Origin of the sequence: Fertoeibacter niger (genome assembly GCF_009380135.2) — a bacterium.
Lineage (GTDB): Bacteria > Pseudomonadota > Alphaproteobacteria > Rhodobacterales > Rhodobacteraceae > Fertoeibacter > Fertoeibacter niger.
On sequence record NZ_WHUT02000007.1, the window covers coordinates 159,316 to 183,709 of the forward strand.

25 protein-coding genes are annotated in these 24,394 nt (G+C 66.2%); 15 read left to right on the forward strand and 10 right to left on the reverse strand.

Annotated features, from left to right (window positions below):
* Positions 1 to 36: 36 nt before the first annotated feature.
* Complete coding sequence (locus GEU84_RS13040; protein ID WP_152826745.1) at positions 37 to 468, reverse strand: hypothetical protein; 432 nt, start codon at positions 466 to 468, stop codon at positions 37 to 39.
* Between the two features lie 135 nt (positions 469 to 603).
* Between GEU84_RS13040 and GEU84_RS13045 the strand changes: the two genes are divergently transcribed.
* Positions 604 to 1,203, forward strand: a complete 600-nt coding sequence (locus tag GEU84_RS13045; RefSeq protein WP_152826747.1) for an HD domain-containing protein — start codon at positions 604 to 606, stop codon at positions 1,201 to 1,203.
* On the opposite strand, the gene GEU84_RS13050 is transcribed toward GEU84_RS13045, so the two are convergent.
* Positions 1,200 to 1,340 (reverse strand): hypothetical protein, encoded by a 141-nt coding sequence (locus GEU84_RS13050; RefSeq protein WP_174539852.1) that lies wholly within the window; start codon positions 1,338 to 1,340, stop codon positions 1,200 to 1,202. The two genes, GEU84_RS13045 and GEU84_RS13050, sit on opposite strands and share 4 nt — an antisense overlap.
* A gap of 135 nt (positions 1,341 to 1,475) precedes the next feature.
* Between GEU84_RS13050 and GEU84_RS13055 the strand changes: the two genes are divergently transcribed.
* Positions 1,476 to 2,321, forward strand: coding sequence for a LysR family transcriptional regulator (locus tag GEU84_RS13055; protein WP_174539853.1), 846 nt, complete (start codon positions 1,476 to 1,478; stop codon positions 2,319 to 2,321).
* Positions 2,322 to 2,339: 18 nt separating this feature from the next.
* Here GEU84_RS13055 and GEU84_RS13060 read toward each other — a convergent pair whose 3' ends face one another.
* The 3 genes from GEU84_RS13060 to GEU84_RS13070 all read right to left on the reverse strand — a co-directional run bounded on the left by GEU84_RS13060 (position 2,340) and on the right by GEU84_RS13070 (position 4,022).
* A complete protein-coding gene (locus GEU84_RS13060; protein ID WP_174539854.1) occupies positions 2,340 to 2,654 on the reverse strand; it encodes an H-NS family nucleoid-associated regulatory protein in 315 nt (104 codons plus the stop codon).
* A gap of 123 nt (positions 2,655 to 2,777) precedes the next feature.
* Entirely contained in the window at positions 2,778 to 3,332 is a 555-nt protein-coding gene (locus GEU84_RS13065; RefSeq protein ID WP_152826961.1) for an ActR/PrrA/RegA family redox response regulator transcription factor, read from the reverse strand.
* Between the two features lie 72 nt (positions 3,333 to 3,404).
* Positions 3,405 to 4,022, reverse strand: coding sequence for an SCO family protein (locus GEU84_RS13070; protein ID WP_152826753.1), 618 nt, complete (start codon positions 4,020 to 4,022; stop codon positions 3,405 to 3,407).
* Positions 4,023 to 4,123: 101 nt separating this feature from the next.
* On the opposite strand from GEU84_RS13070, the gene regB reads away from it, so the two are divergent.
* From regB to trxA, 8 genes are all read left to right on the forward strand, one after another.
* Positions 4,124 to 5,506 (forward strand): sensor histidine kinase RegB, encoded by a 1,383-nt coding sequence (gene regB, locus GEU84_RS13075; RefSeq protein WP_152826755.1) that lies wholly within the window; start codon positions 4,124 to 4,126, stop codon positions 5,504 to 5,506.
* 99 nt (positions 5,507 to 5,605) lie between these two features.
* Positions 5,606 to 7,186, forward strand: coding sequence for a PAS-domain containing protein (locus tag GEU84_RS13080; RefSeq protein WP_152826757.1), 1,581 nt, complete (start codon positions 5,606 to 5,608; stop codon positions 7,184 to 7,186).
* Positions 7,187 to 7,303: 117 nt separating this feature from the next.
* Positions 7,304 to 7,786 carry a tRNA (adenosine(37)-N6)-threonylcarbamoyltransferase complex ATPase subunit type 1 TsaE gene (gene tsaE, locus GEU84_RS13085; protein ID WP_152826759.1) on the forward strand — a complete coding sequence of 161 codons (483 nt, stop codon included), beginning with the start codon at positions 7,304 to 7,306 and terminating at the stop codon, positions 7,784 to 7,786.
* A complete protein-coding gene (locus GEU84_RS13090) occupies positions 7,779 to 8,786 on the forward strand; it encodes an aminoglycoside phosphotransferase family protein (protein WP_152826761.1) in 1,008 nt (335 codons plus the stop codon). The genes tsaE and GEU84_RS13090 overlap by 8 nt, the downstream gene beginning before the upstream one ends.
* Positions 8,768 to 9,463: a nucleotidyltransferase family protein gene (locus GEU84_RS13095; protein WP_152826763.1), complete on the forward strand. Its 696-nt coding sequence runs from the start codon at positions 8,768 to 8,770 to the stop codon at positions 9,461 to 9,463. Before GEU84_RS13090 ends, GEU84_RS13095 begins: the two co-directional genes overlap by 19 nt.
* Positions 9,456 to 12,401 carry a double-strand break repair protein AddB gene (addB, locus tag GEU84_RS13100; protein WP_152826765.1) on the forward strand — a complete coding sequence of 982 codons (2,946 nt, stop codon included), beginning with the start codon at positions 9,456 to 9,458 and terminating at the stop codon, positions 12,399 to 12,401. The genes GEU84_RS13095 and addB overlap by 8 nt, the downstream gene beginning before the upstream one ends.
* A complete protein-coding gene (gene addA / locus GEU84_RS13105) occupies positions 12,398 to 15,739 on the forward strand; it encodes a double-strand break repair helicase AddA (protein ID WP_152826767.1) in 3,342 nt (1,113 codons plus the stop codon). The genes addB and addA overlap by 4 nt, the downstream gene beginning before the upstream one ends.
* 55 nt (positions 15,740 to 15,794) lie before the next feature.
* Entirely contained in the window at positions 15,795 to 16,115 is a 321-nt protein-coding gene (gene trxA, locus GEU84_RS13110) for a thioredoxin (RefSeq protein ID WP_152826769.1), read from the forward strand.
* A gap of 61 nt (positions 16,116 to 16,176) precedes the next feature.
* On the opposite strand, the gene GEU84_RS13115 is transcribed toward trxA, so the two are convergent.
* Entirely contained in the window at positions 16,177 to 17,085 is a 909-nt protein-coding gene (locus tag GEU84_RS13115) for a capsular polysaccharide export protein, LipB/KpsS family (protein WP_338144797.1), read from the reverse strand.
* A gap of 149 nt (positions 17,086 to 17,234) precedes the next feature.
* Between GEU84_RS13115 and hslV the strand changes: the two genes are divergently transcribed.
* Positions 17,235 to 17,792, forward strand: coding sequence for an ATP-dependent protease subunit HslV (gene hslV / locus GEU84_RS13120; protein ID WP_152826771.1), 558 nt, complete (start codon positions 17,235 to 17,237; stop codon positions 17,790 to 17,792).
* 52 nt (positions 17,793 to 17,844) lie between these two features.
* Here hslV and GEU84_RS13125 read toward each other — a convergent pair whose 3' ends face one another.
* Positions 17,845 to 18,336 carry a pyridoxamine 5'-phosphate oxidase family protein gene (locus GEU84_RS13125; protein WP_152826773.1) on the reverse strand — a complete coding sequence of 164 codons (492 nt, stop codon included), beginning with the start codon at positions 18,334 to 18,336 and terminating at the stop codon, positions 17,845 to 17,847.
* Positions 18,337 to 18,425: 89 nt separating this feature from the next.
* On the opposite strand from GEU84_RS13125, the gene hslU reads away from it, so the two are divergent.
* A complete protein-coding gene (gene hslU / locus GEU84_RS13130; RefSeq protein WP_152826775.1) occupies positions 18,426 to 19,727 on the forward strand; it encodes an ATP-dependent protease ATPase subunit HslU in 1,302 nt (433 codons plus the stop codon).
* Positions 19,728 to 19,801: 74 nt separating this feature from the next.
* Complete coding sequence (locus GEU84_RS13135) at positions 19,802 to 20,914, forward strand: alpha/beta hydrolase (RefSeq protein WP_152826777.1); 1,113 nt, start codon at positions 19,802 to 19,804, stop codon at positions 20,912 to 20,914.
* Here GEU84_RS13135 and GEU84_RS13140 read toward each other — a convergent pair.
* Genes GEU84_RS13140 through GEU84_RS13150 form a run of 3 tightly spaced genes read right to left on the reverse strand, consistent with a single transcriptional unit; the run spans position 20,911 to position 23,202 of the window.
* A complete protein-coding gene (locus tag GEU84_RS13140) occupies positions 20,911 to 21,510 on the reverse strand; it encodes a Smr/MutS family protein (protein WP_152826779.1) in 600 nt (199 codons plus the stop codon). The two genes, GEU84_RS13135 and GEU84_RS13140, sit on opposite strands and share 4 nt — an antisense overlap.
* 4 nt (positions 21,511 to 21,514) lie before the next feature.
* On the reverse strand, positions 21,515 to 22,543 hold the full coding sequence (gene mltA / locus GEU84_RS13145) for a murein transglycosylase A (RefSeq protein WP_152826781.1): 1,029 nt from the start codon (positions 22,541 to 22,543) through the stop codon (positions 21,515 to 21,517).
* The gene (locus tag GEU84_RS13150) at positions 22,543 to 23,202 is read right to left on the reverse strand and encodes a Tim44/TimA family putative adaptor protein (protein WP_152826783.1); all 660 of its coding nucleotides are present in this window, start codon (positions 23,200 to 23,202) and stop codon (positions 22,543 to 22,545) included. The genes mltA and GEU84_RS13150 overlap by 1 nt, the downstream gene beginning before the upstream one ends.
* A gap of 143 nt (positions 23,203 to 23,345) precedes the next feature.
* Here GEU84_RS13150 and GEU84_RS13155 point away from each other — a divergent pair, with 143 nt between their 5' ends.
* Positions 23,346 to 23,810 carry an FxsA family protein gene (locus GEU84_RS13155; protein WP_152826785.1) on the forward strand — a complete coding sequence of 155 codons (465 nt, stop codon included), beginning with the start codon at positions 23,346 to 23,348 and terminating at the stop codon, positions 23,808 to 23,810.
* A 76-nt stretch (positions 23,811 to 23,886) separates the two neighbouring features.
* Positions 23,887 to 24,390 (forward strand): protein-export chaperone SecB, encoded by a 504-nt coding sequence (gene secB, locus GEU84_RS13160; RefSeq protein WP_152826787.1) that lies wholly within the window; start codon positions 23,887 to 23,889, stop codon positions 24,388 to 24,390.
* Positions 24,391 to 24,394: the final 4 nt, after the last annotated feature.

The following is a 24,394-nucleotide window of genomic DNA, read 5'->3' on the forward strand; positions in this document are numbered from 1 at the left end:
TTGCATGTAGCCCCGCGCATGCGCCCCGGCGCAGCGTCAGAGCGCCACGCCCGCCTGTTGCAGGAAATCTGCCGGGGCGGCGCCATCGCTCCACCCGGTGCCGGAACCCACCACGCAGGCGCTGCCATCGGCGCGGGTATAGGTCACGGTCCAGGTGCCCGACAGATCCGACGCCCAGAAATCAAACCGCGTGCCATCGTCGTTCATCGCGCTTAGCGTGATCTCTTCGGCATAGTCTTCGGTCAGGCTGATCGCAACAACATCCGGTCTGTCGCAGAACGGGTCGGTCGGCAGCTGGGCCGCACCCACCCGGGGCATGGTGTCGTAGACCGCCAGATTGACCGCATCGGTATCGGGCGCCGGCGTCGCAGGCCACAGCGCCGCACTCACCGGCAGCGTGGCCGCCAGAACGGCCGTGGCCGCCGCACCAAGCACACCCATGCGCAGAAAGTTCACGTTGCGTTGCATCAGTCGACCTTCCTTGCTGCACATCTGAATTCTGGTGGCACAACGCCCCTCACCCGGCAAAAGTTCCGCAACCGGCGCGCGCCGTCGTTGCGCGCCCTGCTTTTGCGCCGTATTCCCGGGTGCCGGAGGTGACACATGGCAAAGCCGCAACGCGCCTGGCAGCGCATGCTTTCCGGCCGCAGGCTGGATCTGCTGGACCCCACGCCGGTGGATATCGAAATCGAGGATATCGCGCATGGCCTGGCCTTTGTCGCACGCTGGAATGGGCAGACACGCGGCGACTGGCCCTATTCGGTGGCCGAACATTCATTGCTGGTGGAACAGATTTTTACCCGGATGAATCCCGCGCAGCCGCCGCGCTGGCAATTGGCCGCGCTGCTGCATGACGCGCCGGAATATGTGATCGGCGACATGATCAGCCCGGTAAAAGCGGCGGTGGGCCCCAGCTATGGCGAACTGGATGCGCGGCTGACAGCAGCGGTGCATCTGCGCTTTGGCCTGCCGATGGTCCTTCCGGCAGCGGTGAAGAAGGAGATCAAGAAGGCCGACCGCATCTCGGCGTGGCTGGAGGCTGTGCAGATTGCGGGGTTCACAGTGGCCGAGGCCGACAGGTTTTTCGGCGCCCCGGAAAATGCGCTGCTTGCCGGGCTGGAAATACGCTTGCGTCCGCCCGTCGCGGTGCGGGCGGACTATGTGCAAAGGCACGCGGAACTGCTGGCTGCCTGCACGGTTTAAAACCGCAGCCCGGCGATGCGCAGCCAGCGGCGGGTGGGGGCCGCCTCATCCTGCGGCTGCGGGCGGAGGCGTGGCATTGGCTGCGGTGGGTCGAACCTGGCGGCGATCAGCAGCGCATTGGCAAAGATATGCAACATTTTGTAACTCCATTCTCTTGCGTCGATGGAGCATTTATACAGTAATATCGGGGCATGATCCCGTCAGGAAGATTTCCGGCCTATTAGCCCAACTATCATATTACCGGAGGTGCGATGCCGATAGACTGGCAGTCCATGCCTGCGCTCACCGCCCTGCGCGCGTTCGAGGCCACGGCGCGGCTGCAAGGCTTCAGCGCCGCCGCCCGCGCGCTGAACGTGACGCCTGCGGCGGTCGCCCAGCAGGTGCGGGGACTTGAGGATCATCTGGGCGCGGCGCTGGTGCAGCGCGACGGGCGCGGGCTGGCGCTGACTGATACGGGCGAACGGCTGGCTCTGGCCCTGGGCGAAGGCTTTGGCACGCTGCAATCGGCAGTCGCCGCTGCCCGCGCCGGGCGGGCCGACGGGCCGGTGCGCATCACCCTGACCACCGGCTTTGCAACACAATGGCTGATGCCCCGGTTGCGCGGTTTCTGGGCGGCGCATCCCGATATCGGCCTGTCCCTGCACCCCGACCCCCGCGTTCTGGATCTGCGGCGTGAAGGCATGGATGTGGCCATCCGCTATGGTGACGGTCAATGGCCGGGGGTGCAGGCGCAGTTGCTGGCCTCGGCCCGGCTGGTGGTGGCTGCGGCGCCGGGGCTGCTGGCAGGGTCCGCAAAGCCTGATCTGGGCGCATTGCCCTGGGTTCTGACGCAGGACTGGCCCGAACAGGAAAACTGGATGCGCAGCATCGGCATCGATACGGCTGGCTGCCTGATGACCGAATTTCCCAATGAAGAGCTGGCCTTGGCCGCCGCGCGCCAGGGGCTTGGCGTCATCGTCGAAAGTCTGGCCTTGCTGGAGGATGACCTGAAAACCGGGCGGCTGGTGCTGGTGCAGGACAATCAGGATGCCCTGCCAGGCTATTTCATCATCACGCAGGCCGGCCCACAACGCCCCGCCGTGCGCCGGTTTCTTGCCTGGCTGGTGGCGCAGGCGTGATCGCCCGCGCCTTTGCCGTCAGATCATCATCGACTCGGCGGAGGCCCCGCCCTTCAGCGCCGCCTCGAACCAGCGCGGTTTGCGGCCACGGCCCGACCATGTATCCGACGCATCGGCGGGATTGGCATATTTGGCCACAGCAGGCGCGCGCTTGCGGCCCACCGGAAGCCCGGTCAGTTCCGCCAGCGAGAAACCGCGCGCGCGCGCCATTTCTTCAAGCTCGGCAATGGTTTCTTTCTTCTTGCGGTCCTCGAAGGTGGCAATGGCCTTTGCTATCTGCGATTGCAGATCCTTGAGTTCTTTGAGCGAAAGCTCGTTCAGATTGATGTCCACAGGGCGCGTCCTTACAGATTTCGATGACCCTGTGTAAAACAGATTTAAATAATGATCAATCCAGTGTAAAATAGGCGACAGTGCCAGTTAAAAACCGGCGCTGCAACGGGTGTGAAGGGTGGCTTATTTGGGGCTGCGCTTTGCCAATATGCGTTGCAGCGTGCGCCGATGCATGTTCAATCGCCGCGCGGTTTCAGAAACATTGCGGTCGCACATCTCATAGACGCGCTGGATATGTTCCCACCGAACGCGATCGGCCGACATCGGGTTGTCGGGCGGCTGCGGCAGGGTTTCGCCGCGCGACAGCAAGGCATGCGTCACCTCATTGGCATCCGCGGGTTTGGAAAGATAATCCGTCGCGCCGATTTTAACCGCCGCCACAGCAGTCGCAATCGCGCCGTAACCCGTCAGCACCACGATGCGGCAATCGGGTCGGCGGTCGCGCAGCACCTCGACCACATCCAGGCCATTGCCATCTTCCAGCCGCAGATCGACCACGGCATAGGCTGGCGGCCGCGCCATGGCCATGGCCTTGCCAGCGGCAACGCTTTCCGCCGTTTCGGGCAGAAAACCACGTTTTTCCATCGCCTTGGCCAGACGTTTGACAAAGGATTCGTCATCATCAACCAGCAGCAGGGTTCTGTCCGCCCCCAGATCGAGCATCTGTTCTTCTGCCATTTTCGCCGAACCCCCATCCCATACCACCGAACACAGATAGGCCGTTCGCATGCGATGGTCAAACCGGGGGTTTCAACCCGCGCTGAGGAAGCACCCCACGCGCTGTGCCATCTGGTCCGCCGTTACCTCACGCTTGAAGAAATCGACAAAGCCGGTGCCGGGCAACACCAGATAGGTAAAGGTGGAATGGTCCATCAGATAGAATTCTGGGTCGTCGCCTTCCTGTTTCTTGTAATAGGTCTTGTAGGCCAATGACGCGGCCTTCACCTGTTCCTCGCTGCCGGTCAGCCCGATCATGCGCGGATGCACCAGTTCGCTGTATTCCGCCATCACCTCGGGCGTGTCGCGCGCCGGGTCGATGGTGATGAACACCGGGGTCACGTCCAGCCCCTGCTCTTCCAGAATGTCCACGGCCTCGGCGTTGCGGGCATTGTCCAGCGGGCAGACATCGGGGCAATAGGTATAGCCGAAATAGACCAGCGAAGGCGTCGTGATCACATCGGCATCGGTCACGGTCGCGCCCGTGCCATCGACCAGCGTGAACGGCCCGCCTATGGCGCCGCCGCCCACCTGCCCGCCCCGGCAACTCGCGTAATCATCGCCGGACCCCGACAGGAAAACCCAGGCCGCCGACCCCGCCAACAGCGCCACAACCGTGGCGGCCGCCGCACCCGCATAGAGCTTTGTCATCATCCGACCCCTTTTGTCTCAGCTGGTTCTTGCTGCATTGATCCTGCAAGGCAGGCCTCTTAACAATGGGAAAGATACGCCTGCGACAGCAAGGACATGTGATGATTCCGGCCCCGCTGGCCATTTTTCCGCGTGACGCGCGGGGCGATTGGGTGCGTCTGCGCACCCTGATCCTGTTGCGCTGGATGGCCGTGGCCGGGCAGTTGGCGGCCATCATGGTGGCAGACCGCTACTATGGCATGCAGTTGCCGCTGGGCCTGTGTTACATGGCCGTGGGCGCCTCGGTCTGCGCCAATCTGATCGCGATTTTCGTCTTTCCCGAGAACAAGCGCCTGTCAGAGCTGGAGGCGATGCTGACGCTGCTGTTCGACCTGTCGCAACTGTCGTTCCTGATCTATCTGACCGGCGGGCTGACCAACCCGTTCGTTCTGCTGATTCTGGCCCCGGTGACGATTTCCGCCTCGGCGCTGGAGCTGCGCACCACGATCATTCTGGGCAGCCTTGCGATTCTGTTCGTGACGCTGACGGTGTTCCTGAACATTCCGCTGCGCTTTCCCGATGGCACGGCGCTGGAAATTCCGGTGCTGTTCGAGTTTGGCTTCTGGCTGTCGATCGTGATCGGGATCATGTTCCTCAGCCTTTATTCGCGGCGGGTGTCGTCGGAAATCCGCTCGATGTCGGATGCGCTGCTGGCCACGCAGATGGCGCTGGCGCGGGAACAGAAGCTGACCGATCTGGGCGGGGTCATTGCCGCAGCCGCGCATGAACTGGGCACGCCGCTGGCCACGATAAAGCTGGTCAGTGCCGAGTTGATGGAGGAATTGGCCGACCGCCCCGACCTGCGCGAGGATGCGCAGCTGATCCGCGATCAGGCCAACCGTTGCCGCGACATCCTTCGGTCGATGGGCCGCGCGGGAAAGGACGATCTGCACATGCGGCAAGCCCCGCTGGGCGAGGTGTTGCGCGAGGCCGCAGAGCCGCATCTGGCGCGCGGCAAGCGGGTGGAGTTCTCGCTGGCCCCCGGCGCGGGCGGCAGCGACCGCCAGCCCAGCATTCCACGCCAGCCCGAGATCATCCACGGCCTGCGCAACCTGATCCAGAACGCCGTCGATTTCGCGCATGGCACCGTCTGGGTCGATGGCGAGTGGACTGCGGGGCGCATTCTGGTGCGAATCGTCGATGACGGCCCCGGCTATCCGCCGCAGGTGGTGGGCCGCATTGGCGACCCGTTCCTGCGCCAGCGCCGTGGTGTGCCCGAACCCGACCGCCGCCCGGAGTATGAGGGCATGGGACTGGGCCTGTTCATCGCCAAGACATTGCTGGAACGCACCGGCGCGGAGTTGAGCTTTGCCAATGCCGCAGATCCATTCCTGACCCCGGACGAACGCCCGGAACGTTGTGGCGCGATTGTCGAGGTAATCTGGCCCGCAAGCCTTTTCCCGAAAAACCGCCCGCTGGGTGATAACGAGCCCATCCGGGCCTGATGATTGGCGCGGTTGTTCCCTCCATGACTTAACCCTGCGTTAACCTTATAGACCCAAGGTTGCATCACGGGTATTTGTTCGCGTCGGGGTGATGCGGTGATGCACATTGATTGGATGTTGGCATTCTGGCTGGGGTTAACGGCAATTGTCGCCGCATTGGGCGGCACGCTGCTGATGTCGTCGATGCAGGGGCGATCCAATACACGCGCCAGCATCTTTTTTGAAAACGCGTCCGGCACGGTATTCCTGTTTGATGGCGAAACCTTGCTGGATGCTACTCCGGGCGCGCGGGCGCTTTTGCAGGCCAGCACCGGCCGCGGGGGGCCGTGGGTTCGGCTTCTGGCCTATCTTGCGCCCCGCTTTTCCGGGTTCGAGGACCGGCTGGCCCAACTGCCCGGTGAAGGGCGCATCGTGATGTCCTCGGCCGAAGATGCGGGCGTGGCCCTGCTGTTGCAGGCCGAATTGCGTGGCGGGCTGATCCGCATCACCCTGCACGACCCTGAAAGTGCGGCGCGGTTGCCGGGCCTTGATCAACTGGCGCAGCGCGCCATGCAGGACGAACTGGATCAACTGCGCGCAACCATGGCGCAGGCCCCGGTGCTGGTCTGGCGCGAAGATGGCGCGGGGGCGGTGATCTGGGCCAACGCAGCCTATCTGATGCAGGCCAGCCGCACGCTGGAACCGGGGCAGGATCTGACATGGCCCCTGCCCCGGATTTTCGAACGCACCGCCACAACGCAGGGCGCGCAAAGCCAGCGGCAGCGGCTGGAGCCCGCCGGCGGCCCGGCGCAATGGTTCGACCTGACCGGCATTGCCGAGGGCGCCGGGCGGCTGTTGTTCGCGCTGCCCGCCGATGCGGCGGTGCAGGCCGAAACCGGGCTGCGCGATTTCATGCAGACGCTGACAAAGACCTTCGCGCATCTGCCCATCGGGCTGGCCATTTTCGACCACCAGCGGCAACTGGCGCTGTTCAACCCGGCGCTGCTGGATCTGTCGGGCCTGCAACCCGATTTCCTGTCACGTCGCCCCACGCTGTTCGCCTTTCTCGACGCGATGCGCGACAACAGCATGATCCCCGAGCCCAAAGATTACCGCGGCTGGCGCAAACAGATGACCGCGCTGGAAAAAGCGGCGCTGTCAGGCCTTTATGAGGAAACGTGGAGCCTGCCTTCAGGCCAGACCTACCGCGTCAGCGGTCGGCCACACCCCAATGGTGCGCTGGCCCTGATGTTTGAGGATATCTCCACCGAAATGTCGCGCACCCGCCGCTACCGCGCCGATCTGGAACTTGGGCAGGCGGTGGTTGATGCGCTGGACGAGGGCATCGCCGTATTCTCGCAGGCCGGGCAGTTGGTGATGACCAACACGGCCTATGCCGCGCTCTGGGGGCATGACCCTGCGGCCACCTTGGTCGATGGCGGCATTGCGGCGCTTTGCGCGCATTGGCGCGGGCATTCCGCCGCCTCTCCGTTGTGGCAAGAGGCGGAATATTTTGTGGCAACCCTTGGCGATCGTGACCCTTGGGGTGGCGAGGCGCGGCTGAACGACGGGCGGCTGGTGACGTGCCGCTTCGTGCCGCTGGCGGGCGGGGCGACGCTGGCCGCGTTCCGTCTGGCGCAGCCGCCTGACACGGTGCTTGAGGTGATGCCCGAGGTGGCGACCGTGCGCAAGACCGCCTGATCCGGCCTGCCGCGCGCAATGTGCCAAGTCCAGCACATGGCGCCGCGTCACTGGCCCCCCGCCCCGTCGTCACCGAACCGGCTTGCGGCGGCGCGCGCGTCCCGTCATCTTCACCGCATGCCGGATGATGCTGCGCTGACCCTTTTTTTGCCCTCGGAAAGGGCCACAGCCCGCCTTGGCGCATGGCTGGCCGCTGCGCTGGGGCCGGGCGATGTGCTGCTGCTGACCGGCAGCATCGGCGCGGGCAAGACGCATCTGTGCCGCGCGCTGATCCGCGCCGCATTGGGCCGGGCCGAGGATGTGCCCTCGCCCACCTTTACCCTTGTGCAGACCTATGACGCGGCGGGATACGAAATCTGGCATGCCGATCTTTACCGCCTGACCCACCCGGACGAGGTGCTGGAACTGGGGCTGGAGGCAGCTTTCGCAACCGCAGTTTGTCTGGTGGAATGGCCCGACCGGCTGGGCAATCTGGCCCCCGCCAATGCCATCCGCCTGACGTTGCGGGCGGATGGTGACGGTCGGCAGGCCGAATTTCTGGCCCCGGCCCATGCCCCGTTGCTGGCACGGCTTGCGCAGGACTGGGCGCAGGATGTCTGACCGCCAAGCGCAATCGAAGGCGTTTCTGCACCGCTGCGGCTGGGGCATGGCAGAGCGCCGCTTTCTGGCGGGCGATGCATCGGACCGCAGCTATGACCGGCTGACCCGGCGGGGCGAGACTGCCGTGCTGATGGATGCGCCGCCGGGCCGGGGTGACGACCCCGCCGCATTTGTCGCCATTGCCGGGCATCTGCGGCGGCTAGGCCTGTCGGCACCCTTGATCATCGCACAGGATCTGGCGCAGGGTTTCTTGTTGCTGGAGGATCTGGGCGATGCGCTGTTCGCCCGGATGATCCCTGATGATCCTGCCACAGAAACAACGCTCTACGCCGCCGCCACCGATGTGCTGACCCATCTGCATCGCCACCCCGCCCCGCCCGGCCTGCCCGACCTGACCGCCGCAGACTGGGCAACTGCCGCCGCCTTTGCGCCCGACTGGTATGGCCTCGCCGCCACCGGCACCCGGGCCGATACCGGCCCTTTCACCGAAACCCTGGCAGGCCTGCTGCGCGCCCATGCCGATGGCCCACGCGTGATGATCCTGCGCGATTACCACGCCGAAAACCTGCTTTGGCTGCCGGGGCGCGACGGGCTGGCCCGCGTGGGGCTGCTGGATTTCCAGTTGGCCCAGTTGGGGCAGCCGGGCTATGATCTGGTGTCGCTGCTGCAAGATGCCCGGCGCGATGTGCCGCCCGTGGTCGAGGCGGCCATGATCCGCCGCTTTGCCGATGCCAACGGGCTGCCTGACACCTTCACCGCCAGCTATGCGGTGCTGGGGGCCCAGCGCACCCTGCGCATTCTGGGTATCTTTGCCCGGCTTTGCCTTGTGGCGGGCAAGCCGCAGTATGTGGCGCTGATCCCCCGGGTCTGGGCGCAGTTGCAACGCAATCTGGCGCATCCGGCGCTGGCCCCCCTTGCCGCGATATGCAACACCCTGCTGCCCGCACCCACGCCTGCGCTGCTGGAAAGGATCACCGCCCAATGCGCCCCGAAGCCCTGATGCTGTTTGCCGCCGGTTTCGGCACCCGCATGGGCGCGTTGACGGCCGACCGGCCAAAGCCACTGCTGCCGGTGGCGGGCCGCCCGCTGATCGACCATGCGCTTCAACTGGCCGATCAGGCGGGCATCGCGCGCAAGGTCGTCAACCTGCACTACCGGGGCGATCAGCTGGCCGCGCATCTGGCCAGCCGCCCCGATGTCGCCCTGTCGTGGGAGCGTGAGGCCATACTGGAAACCGGCGGCGGTCTGCGTGCGGCCCTGCCGCTGCTGGGCACGGGGCCGGTGCTGACGCTGAACCCCGATGTTGTGTGGTCTGGCCCCAACCCGCTGACAACATTGCTGAACGCATGGAATCCGGCGCGGATGGACGCGCTTTTGCTGCTGCTGCCAGCCGGCGAAGCAGGCCGCGCGCCGGGCAAAAGCGATTTCCTGCTGGACGGCGACGGGCGGATCAGCCGGGCAAACGGCACAGATGGCGTGGTCTATCTGGGCGCGCAGATCATCCACACCGAGGGGTTAGCCAATATTCATGAACAGGTGTTCTCATTGAACCGGCTGTGGGACCGGATGATTGCCCGGGGCCGCGCCTTTGGCCTGATCCACCCGGGCGGATGGTGCGATGTGGGCACGCCCGCAGGCATTGCCGCCGCCGAAGCCCTGCTGGCCGCCGATGTTTGACGGCCTCGCACCCCGCCTGTTCGCCCTGCCACCCGGGGTCGATTTTCCGGCGCTGCTGGTGCGGGGCCTGCGCGAAAGGCTGGCAGGCCAGCCACCCGAGGCGATGGCACAGGTGCAGCTTTTCGTGAACACCCAGCGCATGCGCCGCCGGGTGACGGCGATTTTCGCGGCATCCGGCGCGGGCTTTCTGCCGCGCATCCGGCTGCTGACAGACATCGCAGCACTGGTGCCTGGCCTGCCCGCAGCCGTGCCGCCCCTGCGCCGAAGGCTGGAGCTTACCCAGCTCATCGCCCGCCTGCTGGAGGCACAGCCCGATGTAGCACCGCGCGCCGCACTCTATGATCTGGCCGACAGCCTTGCCGCGCTGATGGACGAGATGCAGGGCGAAGGCGTCAGCCCCGAGGCGATTGCCGCGCTGGATGTGGCCGACCATTCCGCGCATTGGCAGCGCACCCGCGAATTCATGCGCATCGTGACGCCGCTTTTCGCCGCACAGGACGCGCCGGATGCCGAGGCACGGCAGCGCATGGCGGTCGAACGGCTGGCAGCCCAGTGGCAAGCCGCGCCGCCGCAGGGGCCGGTGATCGTGGCAGGCTCCACCGGGTCACGCGGCACGACGGCGCTGTTCATGCAGGCAGTGGCGGCGCTGCCGCAAGGCGCGCTGTTGCTGCCGGGGTATGATTTCGATCAACCGCTGGCAGTGTGGCAGGGCCTCGATGACGCGCTGACGGCCGAGGATCATCCGCAATTCCGCTTTCGCCGCCTGATGCTGGCGCTGGGGGTAGGGCCTCAGGCTGTTCACCCCTGGCTGGCCGAGGCCCCGCCACCCACCCTGCGCGGGCGGCTGATCAGCCTGTCGCTGCGCCCCGCGCCCGTGACCGACCAGTGGCTGACCGAGGGGCGGCAGTTCACCGATCTGGCCGCTGCCGCCCAAGGCATGACGCTGATCGAGGCCCCCGGCCCCCGGGCCGAGGCGCTGGCGGTGGCGCTGATCCTGCGGCAGGCGGCGGAACAGGGCCGCAGCGCCGTGCTGATCACCCCTGACCGGGGCCTGACGCGGCAGGTCACGGCGGCGCTGGACCGCTGGGGCATCCGCCCCGACGATTCGGCGGGCCGCCCACTGGCCCTGTCGGCCCCGGGGCGGCTGCTGCGGCATGTCACGCGGCTGTTCGGCCAGCGGCTGACCGGCGAGGCGCTGCTGGTGCTCTTGAAGCACCCGCTGACTGCCACCGGGGCCGACCGGGGCAACCACCTGCGCTGGACCCGCGATCTGGAACTGCGCCTGCGCCGCCACGGCCCGCCATTCCCCTCGCCCGCCGATCTGGCGGCATGGGCCGCAGCGCAGCCCGGGCCGGGCGTGGTAGAATGGGCCGCGTGGCTGGGGCAGGCGCTGGCCGGGGTGGATGCCATCACATCGCGCCCGCTGACCGATCACGTGGCGCATCACCTGGCGCTGGCCGAGGCTTTGGCAACCGGCCCCGGCGGCACCACCACCGGCGAATTGTGGCGCGAAGCGGCGGGCGAGGCGGCGCTGGCACTGATGGCCGACCTTGCCGCCGAGGCCCCGCACGGCGGCATCCTGACGCCCGCCGATTACACCGACCTTTTCGATGCGCTGATCCAGCGCGGCGAAGTGCGCGAGGCGGCAGAGCCGCATCCGCTGATCACCATCCTGGGGCCTCGCGAGGCGCGTGAACAGGGGGCCGATCTGGTGATATTGGGCGGGCTGAACGATGGCATCTGGCCGCAACTGCCACCGCCCGATCCGTGGATGAACCGGCAGATGCGGCTTCAGGCCGGGCTGCTGCTGCCCGAACGCCGCATAGGCCTCTCCGCGCATGACTATCAGCAGGCAGTAACCGCGCCCGAGGTAGTGCTGACCCGCGCCACCCGCGATGCCGAGGCTGAAACCGTGCCCTCGCGCTGGCTGAACCGGCTGATGAACCTGATGGGGGGTCTGGGCGAACAGGGCGGGGTTGCCGCCTTGGCGGGCATGCGCCAGCGCGGGCAAGGCTGGCTGGCACTGGCCGCGCAACTGGAAATGCCCGCCGCCACCATGCCCTCCGCCGGCCGCCCGGCCCCGCGCCCGCCGGTGGCCGTCAGGCCCGCGCAACTGGCCGTCACCGGCATCCGCACCCTGATCCGCGATCCTTATGCGATCTATGCCAAACATATCCTGCGGCTGAAACCGCTTGATCCCCTGCGCCAAAGCCCCGATGCGCGGCTGCGCGGATCGGTGCTGCATCTGGTGCTGGAGGATTTCGTCAGAACCCGCCAACCCGAATCCCGTCCCGAGGCGCGCGCGCGTCTGCTGGCCATCGCTGCACGGGTCTTGGCCGCCGAAACCCCCTGGCCCGCCGCCCGCGCGCTGTGGCACGCCCGGCTGGAACGCGCCGCCGATTTCTTTCTGGATGTCGATGCGGCGGAATCCGGCACCCCCGTGGTGATCGAGGAGATGGGCAAGGTGCGGCTTGACCCCCTGCCCTTCACCCTGACCGCCACGCCCGACCGGATCGACATCCTGCCCGACGGCCGCCTGCATATCTATGATTACAAGACAGGCACGCCCCCCAGCAAGAAACAGCAGGCCGCCTTCGACAAGCAACTGCTGCTGGAGGCGGCGATGGCCGAACGCGCCGCCTTCAAGGGGCTGGAAACCGCCGAGGTGGCCCGGATCAGCTACATCGGCCTTGGCACCAACCCCAAGGTGGAAGCGCAGGATGTGACGCCCGCCGATCTGGGCCGCGTGTGGCAGGAATTGCACCGTCTGATCGCCCGCTACGCCCAGCGCGAACAGGGCTATGCCGCCCGCCGCGCGGTGTTTGCCGAACGTTTCCCCGGCGATTACGACCATCTGGCCCGCTTCGGCGAATGGGAGATGAACGATGCCCCCCTGCCCGCAGATGTCGGCCCGCCCGATCCGGAGGATGCGGCATGAGGCGCGATGACGCAACCGAGCGGCAGGTGCAGGCGGCAGAGCCCGCCGCATCGACATGGCTGTCGGCCAATGCCGGTTCAGGCAAGACGCGCGTGCTGACCGACCGTGTGGCGCGGCTTTTGCTGGACGGCGTGCAGCCCCAGCGCATCCTGTGCCTGACCTATACCAAGGCGGCGGCGTCCGAGATGCAGAACCGGCTGTTCCGCCGTCTGGGCGAATGGGCGATGCTGGATGATGCCGCCCTGCGCGCCGCCCTTCTGACACTGGGCATGAGCGCGGCACCCGACAACGACACGCTGGCGCAGGCCCGCCGCCTGTTCGCCCGCGCCATCGAAACGCCCGGTGGCTTGCGCATCCAGACCATCCATTCCTTCTGTGCCACCCTGCTGCGCCGCTTTCCGCTGGAGGCGGGCGTTTCCCCGCAATTCACCGAGATGGATGACCGCGCCGCCACGCTGCTGCGAGAGGAAATTGTCGAGGAGCTGGCCGATACCCTGGCCCCCGCCGCTGTGCAGGCCCTGGCCCGCGCCTATACGGGCGAGGATTTCGCCCGGCTGTCACAGGAAATCGCCGGCCAGCGCGAGGGCTTTGCCACCCCGCTGGATGACGCCGCCAGCCGCGCATTGTTCGGCCTGCCGCCCGGCCTTGATGCCCACGCATTGCTGGCCGAGGTGTTGCTGGGCGGCGAGGCGGATCTGCTGGCGCAGGCGGCGGCGATACTGGCAACAGGTTCAACGAATGACGTGAAAGCGGCTGACAAACTCGCCGCGCTGTCACTGGACGCGCCTGACCTTGGCACCCAGCGCGCACTGGAAGGCGCGCTCCTGTTCGGGGTCTCCAAGGTCGAAGGTAAAAGCTTCACGGCAAAGCTTGACGAACTGGCCACCCTGAAAACCCGGCCCAAACTCGCGCATCTGCAAGACCGGCTGAACACCCTGATGCGGCGCGTCGAACAGGCCCGCCCCCTGCGGCAGGCGCTGCAAGCCGCGCAGAAAACTGCCACCCTGCACGCCTTTGCCGCCGCCTTCCTGCCGGTCTATGCGGCGCGCAAGGCGGCGCGCGGCTGGCTGGATTTCGATGACCTGATCACCCGGGCCAAGGCGTTGCTGACAGACCCGTCCGTGGCGCAATGGGTGCTGTTCCGGCTGGATGGTGGCATCGACCATATCCTTGTGGACGAGGCGCAGGATACCAGCCCCGACCAGTGGCGCGTCATCGAACTTCTGGCGCAGGAATTCACCGCAGGCCGGGGTGCGCGGGATGTGGCCCGCACCATCTTTGTGGTGGGCGATAAGAAGCAGTCGATCTATTCGTTCCAGGGGGCCGATGTGGCGGCCTTCGACCGGATGAAGGCGCATTTCGCCGCCCGTCTGGGCGAGGCGGGCCAGCCCTTGCAGGATCTGGACCTGCTGCATTCCTTCCGGTCTGCGCCGCTGCTTTTGCGGCTGGTCGATCTGACCTTTGATGAACGCCGCAGCGCCGATCTGGGCGGCAGCCTGCGCCACATCGCCTTCAAGGCGCAGATGCCGGGCAAGGTGGAACTGTGGCCGCTGATCGCAGCCGGCAGCGACCCCGAGCCGGAGCATTGGTTCGACCCGGTGGATATGCTGCCCGAGGAACACCACGCCGCCCGTCTGGGCCGCGCCGTGGCCGCCCGAATCCGCCAGATGATCGACGCAGGCACGCAGATACCCGACCCCCACGCCCCGCCGGGCGAGCTGCGGTTTCGCGCCATGCATGCGGGTGACGTGCTGATCCTGGTGCAGCGCCGGTCCGACATTTTCGCCGCCATCATCGCGGCCTGCAAGGCGGCGGGCCTGCCCATCGCCGGGGCTGACCGGCTGAAGCTGGGGGCCGAACTGGCGGTGAAGGATCTGGCGGCGCTGCTGGCCTTCCTCGCCACGCCCGAAGATGACCTATCGCTGGCCGCAGCCCTGAAATCACCCCTGTTCGGCTGGACGGAAGCGCAGCTTTACACCCTCGCCCAGCCGCGCAAGGGGTATCTGTGGCAGGCGTTGCGGAACGATCCTTCACATACCGCCACGGTGGCCGTGTTGCAGGACATGCGCGACCAGGCCGATTACCTGCGCCCCTATGACCTGATCGAACGCATGCTGACCCGGCATGGCGGGCGGCAGGCCCTGCTGGCGCGGCTGGGGGCCGAGGCGGAAGATGGCATTGATGAATTGCTGTCGCAGGCCTTGGCCTATGAACGCAGCGATGTGCCCAGCCTGACCGGCTTTCTGGGCTGGCTGCAAACCGATGATGTCGAGGTGAAACGCCAGATGGATGCGGCGGGCGGCCGTATCCGCGTGATGACGGTGCACGGTGCCAAGGGGCTGGAGGCGCCGGTGGTCATCCTGCCCGACACCGCCGACCGCGACCCGCCGGAACGGGGCGAGATTTTTCTGGCCGATGGCGTGCCGGTCTGGAAAACCCCGGCACCTGACAGCCCGGCGCTGATTGCCAATGCGCGCGATTTCCGCAAGGCGCAGGCCGCCGCCGAAAACATGCGCCTGCTTTATGTGGCGATGACGCGGGCACAATGCTGGCTGATCGTGGCGGCGGCGGGCAAGCTGGAACGCGGCGACGCATGGCACGATCTGATCCGGCAGGGCATGGTGGCAGCGGGGGCCGAGGCCGCAGACAATGGCCTGCGGCTGACAGAGGGCGACTGGCCCGCAGATGCCCCCGCACCACCCGCGGCGGCGGATACCTTGCCCACCCTGCCCCCTTGGGCCAATTCCCCCGCGGCCGAGCCGCAGCGCCCGCCGCAGCTTCTGTCGCCCTCTGACCTTGGCGGGGCCAAGGCTTTGCCGGGCGAGGCGGCCCTGCTGGGCGAAGAGGCGGCCAAACTGCGCGGCACTCGGCTGCACCTGCTGCTGGAACATCTGCCGGGGCAGGATGCGGCGCTGTGGCCCGGCCTGACCGATGCCCTGCTGCCGGGGGTCGAGGGCCGCGACATCCTGCTGGCCGAGGTGCAGGCCCTGCTGGCCGCGCCCGCGCTGGCCAGCTTCTTTGCCCCCGATGCCCTGCGCGAAGTGACCATCACCGCCGATATCCTTGGCCACCGCATGCTGGGCACGATCGACCGGCTGATCCTGTCGCCGGGCAAGTTGCTGGCGGTGGACTACAAATCCAACGCGCTGGTGCCCGCCCAGCCCGGGGATGTGCCGCCCGGCCTGATGCGCCAGATGGCCGCCTATGCCGAAGGATTGCGCCAGATTTACCCCGACCGGCAGGTCGAAGTGGCGATACTCTGGACAAAAACCGCGCAACTGATGCTGCTGCCATGCGATATGCTGGGGTCGGCCTTGCGTTCGGCCACGATCCCTTGACGGGCGCGCGCCCCCTCCTTACGTTTGTTTTCAACCCATCATCAGGAGAGCCAACATGGCCACCGTAGCCGTTACCGATGCCACATTCGACGCCGAAGTCCGCAAGTCGGACGTGCCGGTCATCGTCGATTTCTGGGCCGAATGGTGCGGTCCCTGCCGCCAGATCGGCCCCGCGCTGGAAGAACTTTCCGCCGAATATGCGGGCCGGGTGAAGATCGTGAAGATCAACGTCGATGAAAACCCCGACAGCCCGGCACGTCTGGGTGTGCGGGGCATTCCGGCGCTGTTCATGTTCAAGAACGGCGAAGTCGTGTCGAACAAGGTCGGCGCCGCCCCCAAGGCCGCGCTGGCCAATTGGATCGCCACCGCTATCTGACCGGGCCAAATCCGGGCAACGGGGCACCCTGCGGGGTGCCCCTTGTCATGTCTGCCGCCCGTCAGATCTGCCAGCCATGCCGGGCAAACCGCGCCCTGATCTGGTCTTCCGCCTCGGGTGAACCGCCATTGATCGTGTGGCGTTTGAAGAACCACCACAGATAGGCGTCAAAATCCTGCGGCTCGCCCGCAACGCTGGCAAAGGCCGCCGCCAGCCCGTCGCGCCGCACTGATCCGGCGATGTGGTGAAAGTCGATGTCCGCGAACAGCACCGCCGGTTTGCGCAGGAAAAGCCCGCTCAGCGCCATGGCCGAGTTTTGCGTCACCACATAGTCGCAGGCCGACAGCAGGTCGGGGCCGGGGGCATCTGACATCTGAAACCGCGGGTTCGCCTTGGCCAGCGCGGCCAGCGCCCGGTGATCGGCGGCGGTATAAACCTCTTTCGGGTGCAGCCGGGCCAGCAGGGGGCGTGCCGGATCGGCGGCCAATGTGGCGCGGATCATGTCCAGCGGGCTCATCGCCTGAAAGGACCGGTGCTCGGTCAGCCGTCCCTGCAACGGCACGAAGATGAACCCCTCGCGCGTCACCGGCGGATCGCCCAGCAGCTTTTCCCGCCAGCGCCGGGCAAAGCCTCGCGCCTGCGCCGGATCGACCGAGGCCGCATCAAACCGGGCCAGCGCCACATCGAATTGCCAGCGTTCGGCCACCGATTCGATCTGCCAGAACGGATAATGATACGCCCGCCGCAGGCACAGCGTGCGCGGCCCAATGGGCGGCTGCATGTGAAACAGCGACCACCCTGCGCGGCGCGCGGCCTTTTGCCGTTCCGCCTCGGTGTCGTCGTGAAAGGACAGCCGCAGCCCTGCAGGGGCCACCGCCGCCGCAATCCGGTTGACGATGTTCACCTGCCCTGCCTCGGCATCGGCGCGCATCGCCGGGGCAAGATACAGATGAAGCACGCGGTCCGACACTGTTTCACCCCTGCTGGCGGTCGCCAGTCTTGGCTGCGCTGCGTCTGCTGTCAACCGTGCCACCCGTGCATGGGTTGTGCAGGGTGGTGCGGGGCTTGTGACGCCGCCCGCCTGCCGCCATATAGGGATGGAACAAGGCGGGGGCCATCATGGCGGATGACAGATTTCCCGGCTGGCACGGCACGACAATTCTGGCGGTGCGGCGCGGCGGCGAGGTGGTGGTGGCCGGTGACGGCCAGGTCAGCCTGGGAGCCACGGTTATCAAGGGGTCTGCCCGCAAGGTGCGCAGGCTGATGCCGGGGGGCTTTCCCGTGGTGGCAGGCTTCGCCGGATCGACCGCCGATGCCTTTACCCTGCTGGAACGGCTGGAAAAAAAGTTGGAGGCGATGCCCGGCCAACTGGCCCGCGCATCGGTGGAGCTGGCAAAAGACTGGCGGATGGACAAATACCTGCGCAACCTTGAGGCGATGCTGATCGTCACCGACGGGGCCGATCTTTACGTCATCACCGGCGCCGGTGACGTGCTTGAACCCGAACATGACGTCGCAGCCATCGGTTCGGGCGGCAATTTCGCACTGGCTGCGGCGCGTGGCCTGATGACCACCGACATGCCTGCCGAAGACATCGCCCGCCGCGCCATGGCCATCGCCGCCGACATCTGCGTTTACACCAACGGCAACCTGACGGTGGAACGGATTGCAAAATGAACCGGCCCAAGTGGCTGGCGGCGCAGGGTTTTTACCCCACGCCGCGCCACGGTCAGGACAGGGCCACCTTGGCCACATTGTCCTTGTAGTCTTCCTTGGGGTCGGCCCCCAGCAGCAGCTTCAGGCCCGCGAACAGGCTGGACCCGTCGCGCCAGATTTCCGCGCTTGCAGGATCAAGCCGCAGCAGCACCAGCTTGGGGTCGTCCTTGCCCCCCTCATACCAGGCCGCGACGTGGCTGTTCCACAGCCGGTCCACCACCGCGCGGTTGGTATCGCGCGCCAGGCTGCCGTGAACGCAGGCAAACAGGTCATGCCCTTTCGAGGTGAAGGTCGCGATGGCGCGCGCACCCATGCCGGTGCCCAGCGCCGCGGCCAGTTCGCTGTCAGTGCTGGTGAAAAACCAGATCGGCCCCTGATCCCCCTCGACCTGCGCCGTCATCGGCCGTGTATGCGCGTCGTCATGGCCAGCCAGACCCAGCATCATCGTCCTGTCGGATTGCAGCGCCTTCCAGAATTTTGCGGTCAGTTCATGCGGTTCGGCCATCGTCCATCCTCCGTTTCGGTTGTGATGACCCAACGAGTGCGGTCGCCGAATGTTCCGTCCCTGCCGCAAACCCTTGACAGGAGAGTGTCATGACCGACCTTACGCCGCGCGAAATCGTTTCCGAGCTTGACCGCCATATCATCGGCCAGCAGGACGCCAAACGCGCCGTTGCAGTGGCTTTGCGCAACCGCTGGCGGCGCAAGCAACTGGCCGATGACCTGCGCGACGAGGTCTATCCCAAGAACATCCTGATGATCGGCCCCACCGGCGTGGGCAAGACCGAGATCAGCCGACGTTTGGCCAAACTGGCCCGCGCGCCGTTCCTGAAGGTGGAGGCGACGAAGTTTACCGAGGTAGGCTATGTGGGCCGCGACGTTGACAGCATCATCCGCGATCTGGTGGATGCCGCCATGATCGACACCCGCGAGCGCATGCGCGAGGATGTGCGCGCCCGCGCCAAGGCCGCCGCCGAGGAACGGGTGATCGAGGCGCTGGCGGGCAAGGACGCCCGCGACCAGACGCGCGACATGTTCCGCCGCCGGCTGCGGGCCGGCGAGCTTGACGCCACATTGATCGAGATCGAGGTGCAGGACAGTGCCAGCCCCTTGGGCGGCATGTTCCCCATGGCCCCCGGCATGGAAACCCAGATGCAGGGGTTGCAGGACATGTTCAAGGCCTTTGGCGCCCGCACCACGCGCAAGCGGGTGACGGTGGCGGAAAGCTATGACCTGCTGCTGGGGCAGGAGGCGGACAAACTGCTGGATGACGAGGCGGTGAAGGCGCAGGCGCTGGAGGCGGTGCAGGAAAACGGCATCGTTTTTCTGGATGAAATCGACAAGATCTGCGTTCGGTCGGATGCGAGGGGGGCCGATGTCAGCCGCGAGGGCGTGCAGCGCGACCTGCTGCCGCTGATCGAGGGCACCACGGTATCGACCAAATACGGGCCGGTGAAAACCGACCATATCCTGTTCATCGCATCCGGTGCCTTCCATATTGCCAAACCGTCGGATCTGCTGCCCGAATTGCAGGGTCGCCTGCCGATCAGGGTGGAATTGCAGCCGCTGACCGAGGGCGATTTCGTGCGTATCCTGACGGAAACCGACAATGCGCTGACGCTGCAATATGCGGCACTGATGGGCACCGAAAAGGTGACGGTGCGCTTTACCGACGATGGCATCGCGGCGCTGGCGGGCATTGCCGCCGAGGTGAACCGCAGCGTGGAAAACATTGGCGCGCGACGGCTTTACACGGTGATGGAGCGTGTGTTCGAAGAGTTGTCGTTCAGCGCGCCCGACCGGGGCGGCGAAGCGGTGACGGTGGACGCCGCTTATGTGGAGGCGAACCTGGGCGCCCTGTCGCGTTCGGCGGATCTCAGCCGATATGTGCTGTAGCCTGCCCACCGCACGGGGTTGACCGCGCCTTTCGTGTCACCCATGCAGGGCTGACAGTTGCGAAGGGCGTGGGCATGATCCGTTTGCTGCTGATTGTTCTGGTGCTTGCAGGCTGCACGCCGCGCGGCACCATGACGGTGGATCCGTCAGCGGCGGGTCTGGGTGTGATGCGCACGGTGTTCGTGGGCACCACCCGCGCCGTGAACCCTGAAAGTGGCAGTTTCGGCGCCATGCGATCAGAGGCAACCGCCTTTGCACGCTACGATATCTCGATCCCGGCAGAGCATGAATTGGGGACAATCACTTGGCCAGCGCGTGGCCGCAAGGCTGACCCGCTGACAGATTTCGTGACCGTGGCCGAGAAACTGTATGGCGGCGAGCCTGTGTTTCGTGCCGACCTGTCGCAAGCAATGGCGCGTGACCCGCGCGGCGGACGCGAGGCGGTGATCTTTGTGCATGGGTTCAACACCACGTTTGCCGAGGGGCTCTACCGCATCGCGCAACTGTCCAACGATCTGGAGTTGCCCGGCATCACGGTGCATTACTCCTGGCCCTCGGCGGGCAAGCCGCTGGGCTATGTCCAGGACCGCGACTCGGCGCTTTTTGCGCGCGACGGGTTGGAGGGGCTGATCGAGCAAGTCTCTGCCGCCGGGGCAGACCGGATTTATCTGGTGTCACATTCTCTGGGCGCGATGCTGACCATGGAAACCCTGCGCCAGATGGCCATTCGGAAACAGCGGCAGGGACTGGGGCGGATATCGGGCGTGCTGCTGATTTCACCGGATATTGATGTCGATGTGTTCCGCTCGCAGGCGCATGCGATTGGTGTGCTGCCTCAGCCGTTCCTGATCTTCGGGTCGAACCGCGACCGCGCACTGGGGCTTTCGGCGCGCATCACCGGGCAGCGTGAACGGCTGGGCAACATGGCCGACATCACGCCCGTGGCCGATCTGAACGTGACCTATCTGGATACCGCGGCCTATGCCGAGGGCGACGGGCATTTCACCTTGGCCACATCGCCGGCGCTTATCCGTCTTCTGGCGGGCATCAGCGATGTGAACGCGGCCTTTGACGCAGACCAGGCCGGGCGCATAGACCTGTTGCCGGGCGTCGTGCTGACGCTGCAGAACGCGACCGAGGTGATCCTGTCACCCGTGGCAGACATCGCAGACGGTCTATCTCGCTAACGCCCGCGCCGCAGATACACATAATACGCCCCGCCGCCGCCGTGTTTCAGATGCGCCTCGGCCACTTGCAGCACGCAGGGGCCCAAGGGGGGCAGGTGCAGCCATTGCGGCACCTGATGGCGCAGGATGCCCATGCGCTGCGGGATCGGGCCGTGGTCGGGGCGCTGCTTGCCCTTGCCGGTGATCACCAGCACCAGCCGCAGCCCCGCCGCATGGGCGTTGAGGATGAAGCCCACCAGTTCGGGATGCGCCTCGGCCAGGGTCATGCCGTGCAGGTCGATCCGCGCCTCGGGGGCCAGTTTGCCGCGCGCCATCCGGGCGAAGTTCTTGGCATCCATCCGCAGGGGCGCTGCGGCCAGTTGATCGCGCAGCGGTGGCAGAATGTCATGCACGGGGGCGTGGCGGACCTTTTCGCCAATGCGGAAGCGGTTGAAGGCAGGGGCAGGGGCGATGGCCTTGGGTTCCGGCGCGGCGGGCAGATCCAGCGGGCGGGGATTGTGAGTTTTCACCTTGCCGGGGTGCATGGCTGTCGCGGTGCGCGTCACGGCATGCCAAAGCTCTTCCTCCTCGGGGCGCAGGGTGCGGCGGCGGGCCATGGCGTCAGCCGTCGGGCAGCATGGCATAGGCGCGGTCGATCGGGAACAGCACCAGCATGCGCCCGCCATCCTTGACCGTGCCCGCCTGATTGCCGGCCTTCAGCCCCGTGCCATAGAAGATATCCGCCCGCTGCGCACCCTTGATCGCCCCGCCGGTATCCTGCGCGATGAACAGGCGGCGCAGCGGGTCGCGCCCATCTTTCTCCACCCAGACCGGGGCACCCAAAGGGGTGAACTTGGGGTCTATGGCCACTGACCGCATGCCGGTGATCGACCGGCCCATCGCCCCGATCGGGCCCTTTTCCGGCGGCAGATCCGGCAGTTTGCGGAAGAACACGTAAGACGGGTTGTGGTTCAGCAGCGCCGCGCCAGCCGCCGGGTTGCCGCGCACCCAGGCCTTGATCGACTGCGCCGACACATCCTGCAAGCGGTGCGTGCCACGGCGGATCAGTTCCTGCCCGATGCTGCGGTAGGGGTGGCCGTTCTTGCCGCCATAACCCAGCCGCAGCGTTGACCCGTCGGGCATCACGATGCGGCCTGACCCCTGCACCATCAGGAAATAGGCCTCCACCGGGTCATCCAGCCAGGCCACCTCCAGCCCCCGCCCGCGCAGGATGCCGCTTTCAATTTCGGCCCGGCTGCGCCAGACCATACCCTCGCGCATTTCCGGCGGCTTGGCGTAAAGCGGATAGGCAAAGCGCGGCGTGCGCACGGGGGAGCCCGCCAGTTCCGGCTCGTAATAGCCGGTGAACAGGGCGGGGGGCGTGCCGATCAGCACGGGGCGGAAGAACAGTTCAAAAAACCCGCGCGCGGCATCGGGCGTGGCGGGCACATCCTGCGCGAATTTGCACAAGGGCCCCCATTCAGGTGCCTTCAGCAGGTCGCAGGTTTCGCGAAACACCAGCAGCGCCGCGCGGTGGTCATCCTGCGCCCAGCCGTCAAGCTCCTCGAAATGCAGCACTTCCTCGGCGGCGGCCCCGCCCCCGATCGCCGTCACGGCGCACAGCGCCAGGGCGCGGAGCGCGGCACGCATCACTCTCCGGTAGCGACGAGTTGCCAGTTGGGGTCATCGGCCCCCATGCGCCGCGCAAAGCTCCACAGATCGCGCTGGCTTTTCACCTCGGTCGGGCTGCCCTCGATCACTTCGCCCGCCTTGTTGCGGATCACTGAGGTCAGCTCGCCGGTAAAGCGCACCACAATCTCGGCCTCGCGCGTGGTGGTGTTGAAGCTGGCCTCGTGCAACGACAATTCACGCAAGCCCACGAAGTTCGCCTCGACCGTCAGGCCTTCGCGCTCGCGCGCCTCGACCGCATCGGCAAAGCTTTGATACACGTCCTTTGACAGGAAGGGCAGGATCGCGTCGATCTCGCCCTTTTCATAGGCCATCAGGATCATCTCGTAGGCGCCGCGCGCGCCTTGCAGGAACTCGTTCACCGAAAAACTGGGCTCGGCCAGTTTCATCGCCGCCAGCGCCTTGGCCGAGGGACTGCCATCAGGCACATGATCGGTGATGTCGCGGTCGGGGCCTCCCTCGATCACCTCGAAATCGCGGCGCGGGCCGGGGCGGGCATCTTCCGCCGGGATTGCAGGCTTTTCAAAGCCTTCGCGCGTGCCCAGCACATTCTTCAGCTTGATGATCAGGAACACGGCGATCCCGGCCAGAACAAGCAGTTGGATCAGGGAAGAGCTCATCTTTAACCTCGGTCGGGCGGCGGGGCTGTGGCCCCTGTGATGTTGGGGGTTGGAAACCAGCCCCGTTGTTTCCTATGTAGGATAGGGGTGCGGCCAAGTCCACCGCCACGCCCGCAAGAAAGCGTTGCCAGAAAGGGCCCGCCATGTGGCTGTTTGCCATTATCATTGCCGTGCCGCTGATCGAGATCGCGTTGTTCGTCACGGTGGGGGCCTGGCTGGGCCTGTGGCCGACGCTGGCGATTGTGCTGGGCACGGCGCTGCTGGGGGGTGCGGTGATCCGGCGGCAGGGGGTGCAGGCTGTGGCACAGATGCGGGCCGCCGGGCCGCAGGCAGCCAATCCGCTGTCACCCCTGGCCCATGCCGCGCTGACGGTTGTGGCCGGTGTGCTGCTGATCCTGCCCGGATTTTTCACCGATACGCTGGGGCTTTTGCTGCTGATCCCGCCGCTGCGCCGGGTGCTGATCGCAGTTCTGGCCACCCGGATGCGGTTTCAGACGATGCCGCAGCGCCCGGCGCGCGACATGCCGATCGACGGCGAATACATTGACCTTGACTCAGGGCGGATCGACCCGCCCGCAAACCGCCCCTCCGGTTGGACACGGCATTGAGAGGCCGCATCTGACCTGCTAGACAGGGGCACAAACCGGCAAAAGCCGGGGATTGCAGCGTCAGCAGGAGAAAGTGATGACCGAAACCAATGGTGCCGCCCCCGAGGCCCCGCCGCAGATCAAGATGCAGGTTCTGGCGCAGTTCGTGCGCGACATGTCGTTTGAAAACATGGTGGCCCGCAAGGGGCTGCAAGGCACAGACGTGCAGCCCGACATGCAGGTGCAGGTCAGCCTTGATGCCCGCAAACGCACGGCGGATCATCAGTTTGAGGTGATTGCCAAGTTCCGCGTCACATCAAAGAACAAGGCCAGCAACGAAACCCTGTTCCTGATGGAGCTGGAATATGCCGGCATCTTCCACGTCGAAAACGTGGCTGAAGAGCAGATGCATGCCTTTCTGCTGATCGAATGCCCGCGCCTGCTGTTCCCCTATATCCGCCGGATCATTTCCGACGTGACGCGTGACGGGGGCTTCCCGCCGGTGAACGTGGACAACGTGGATTTCGTGGCGCTTTACCGCATGGAGCTTGCCCGCCGCGCCGAGGCGCAAAAGGCCGAACAGCCCACACTGGTATCGTGATCCG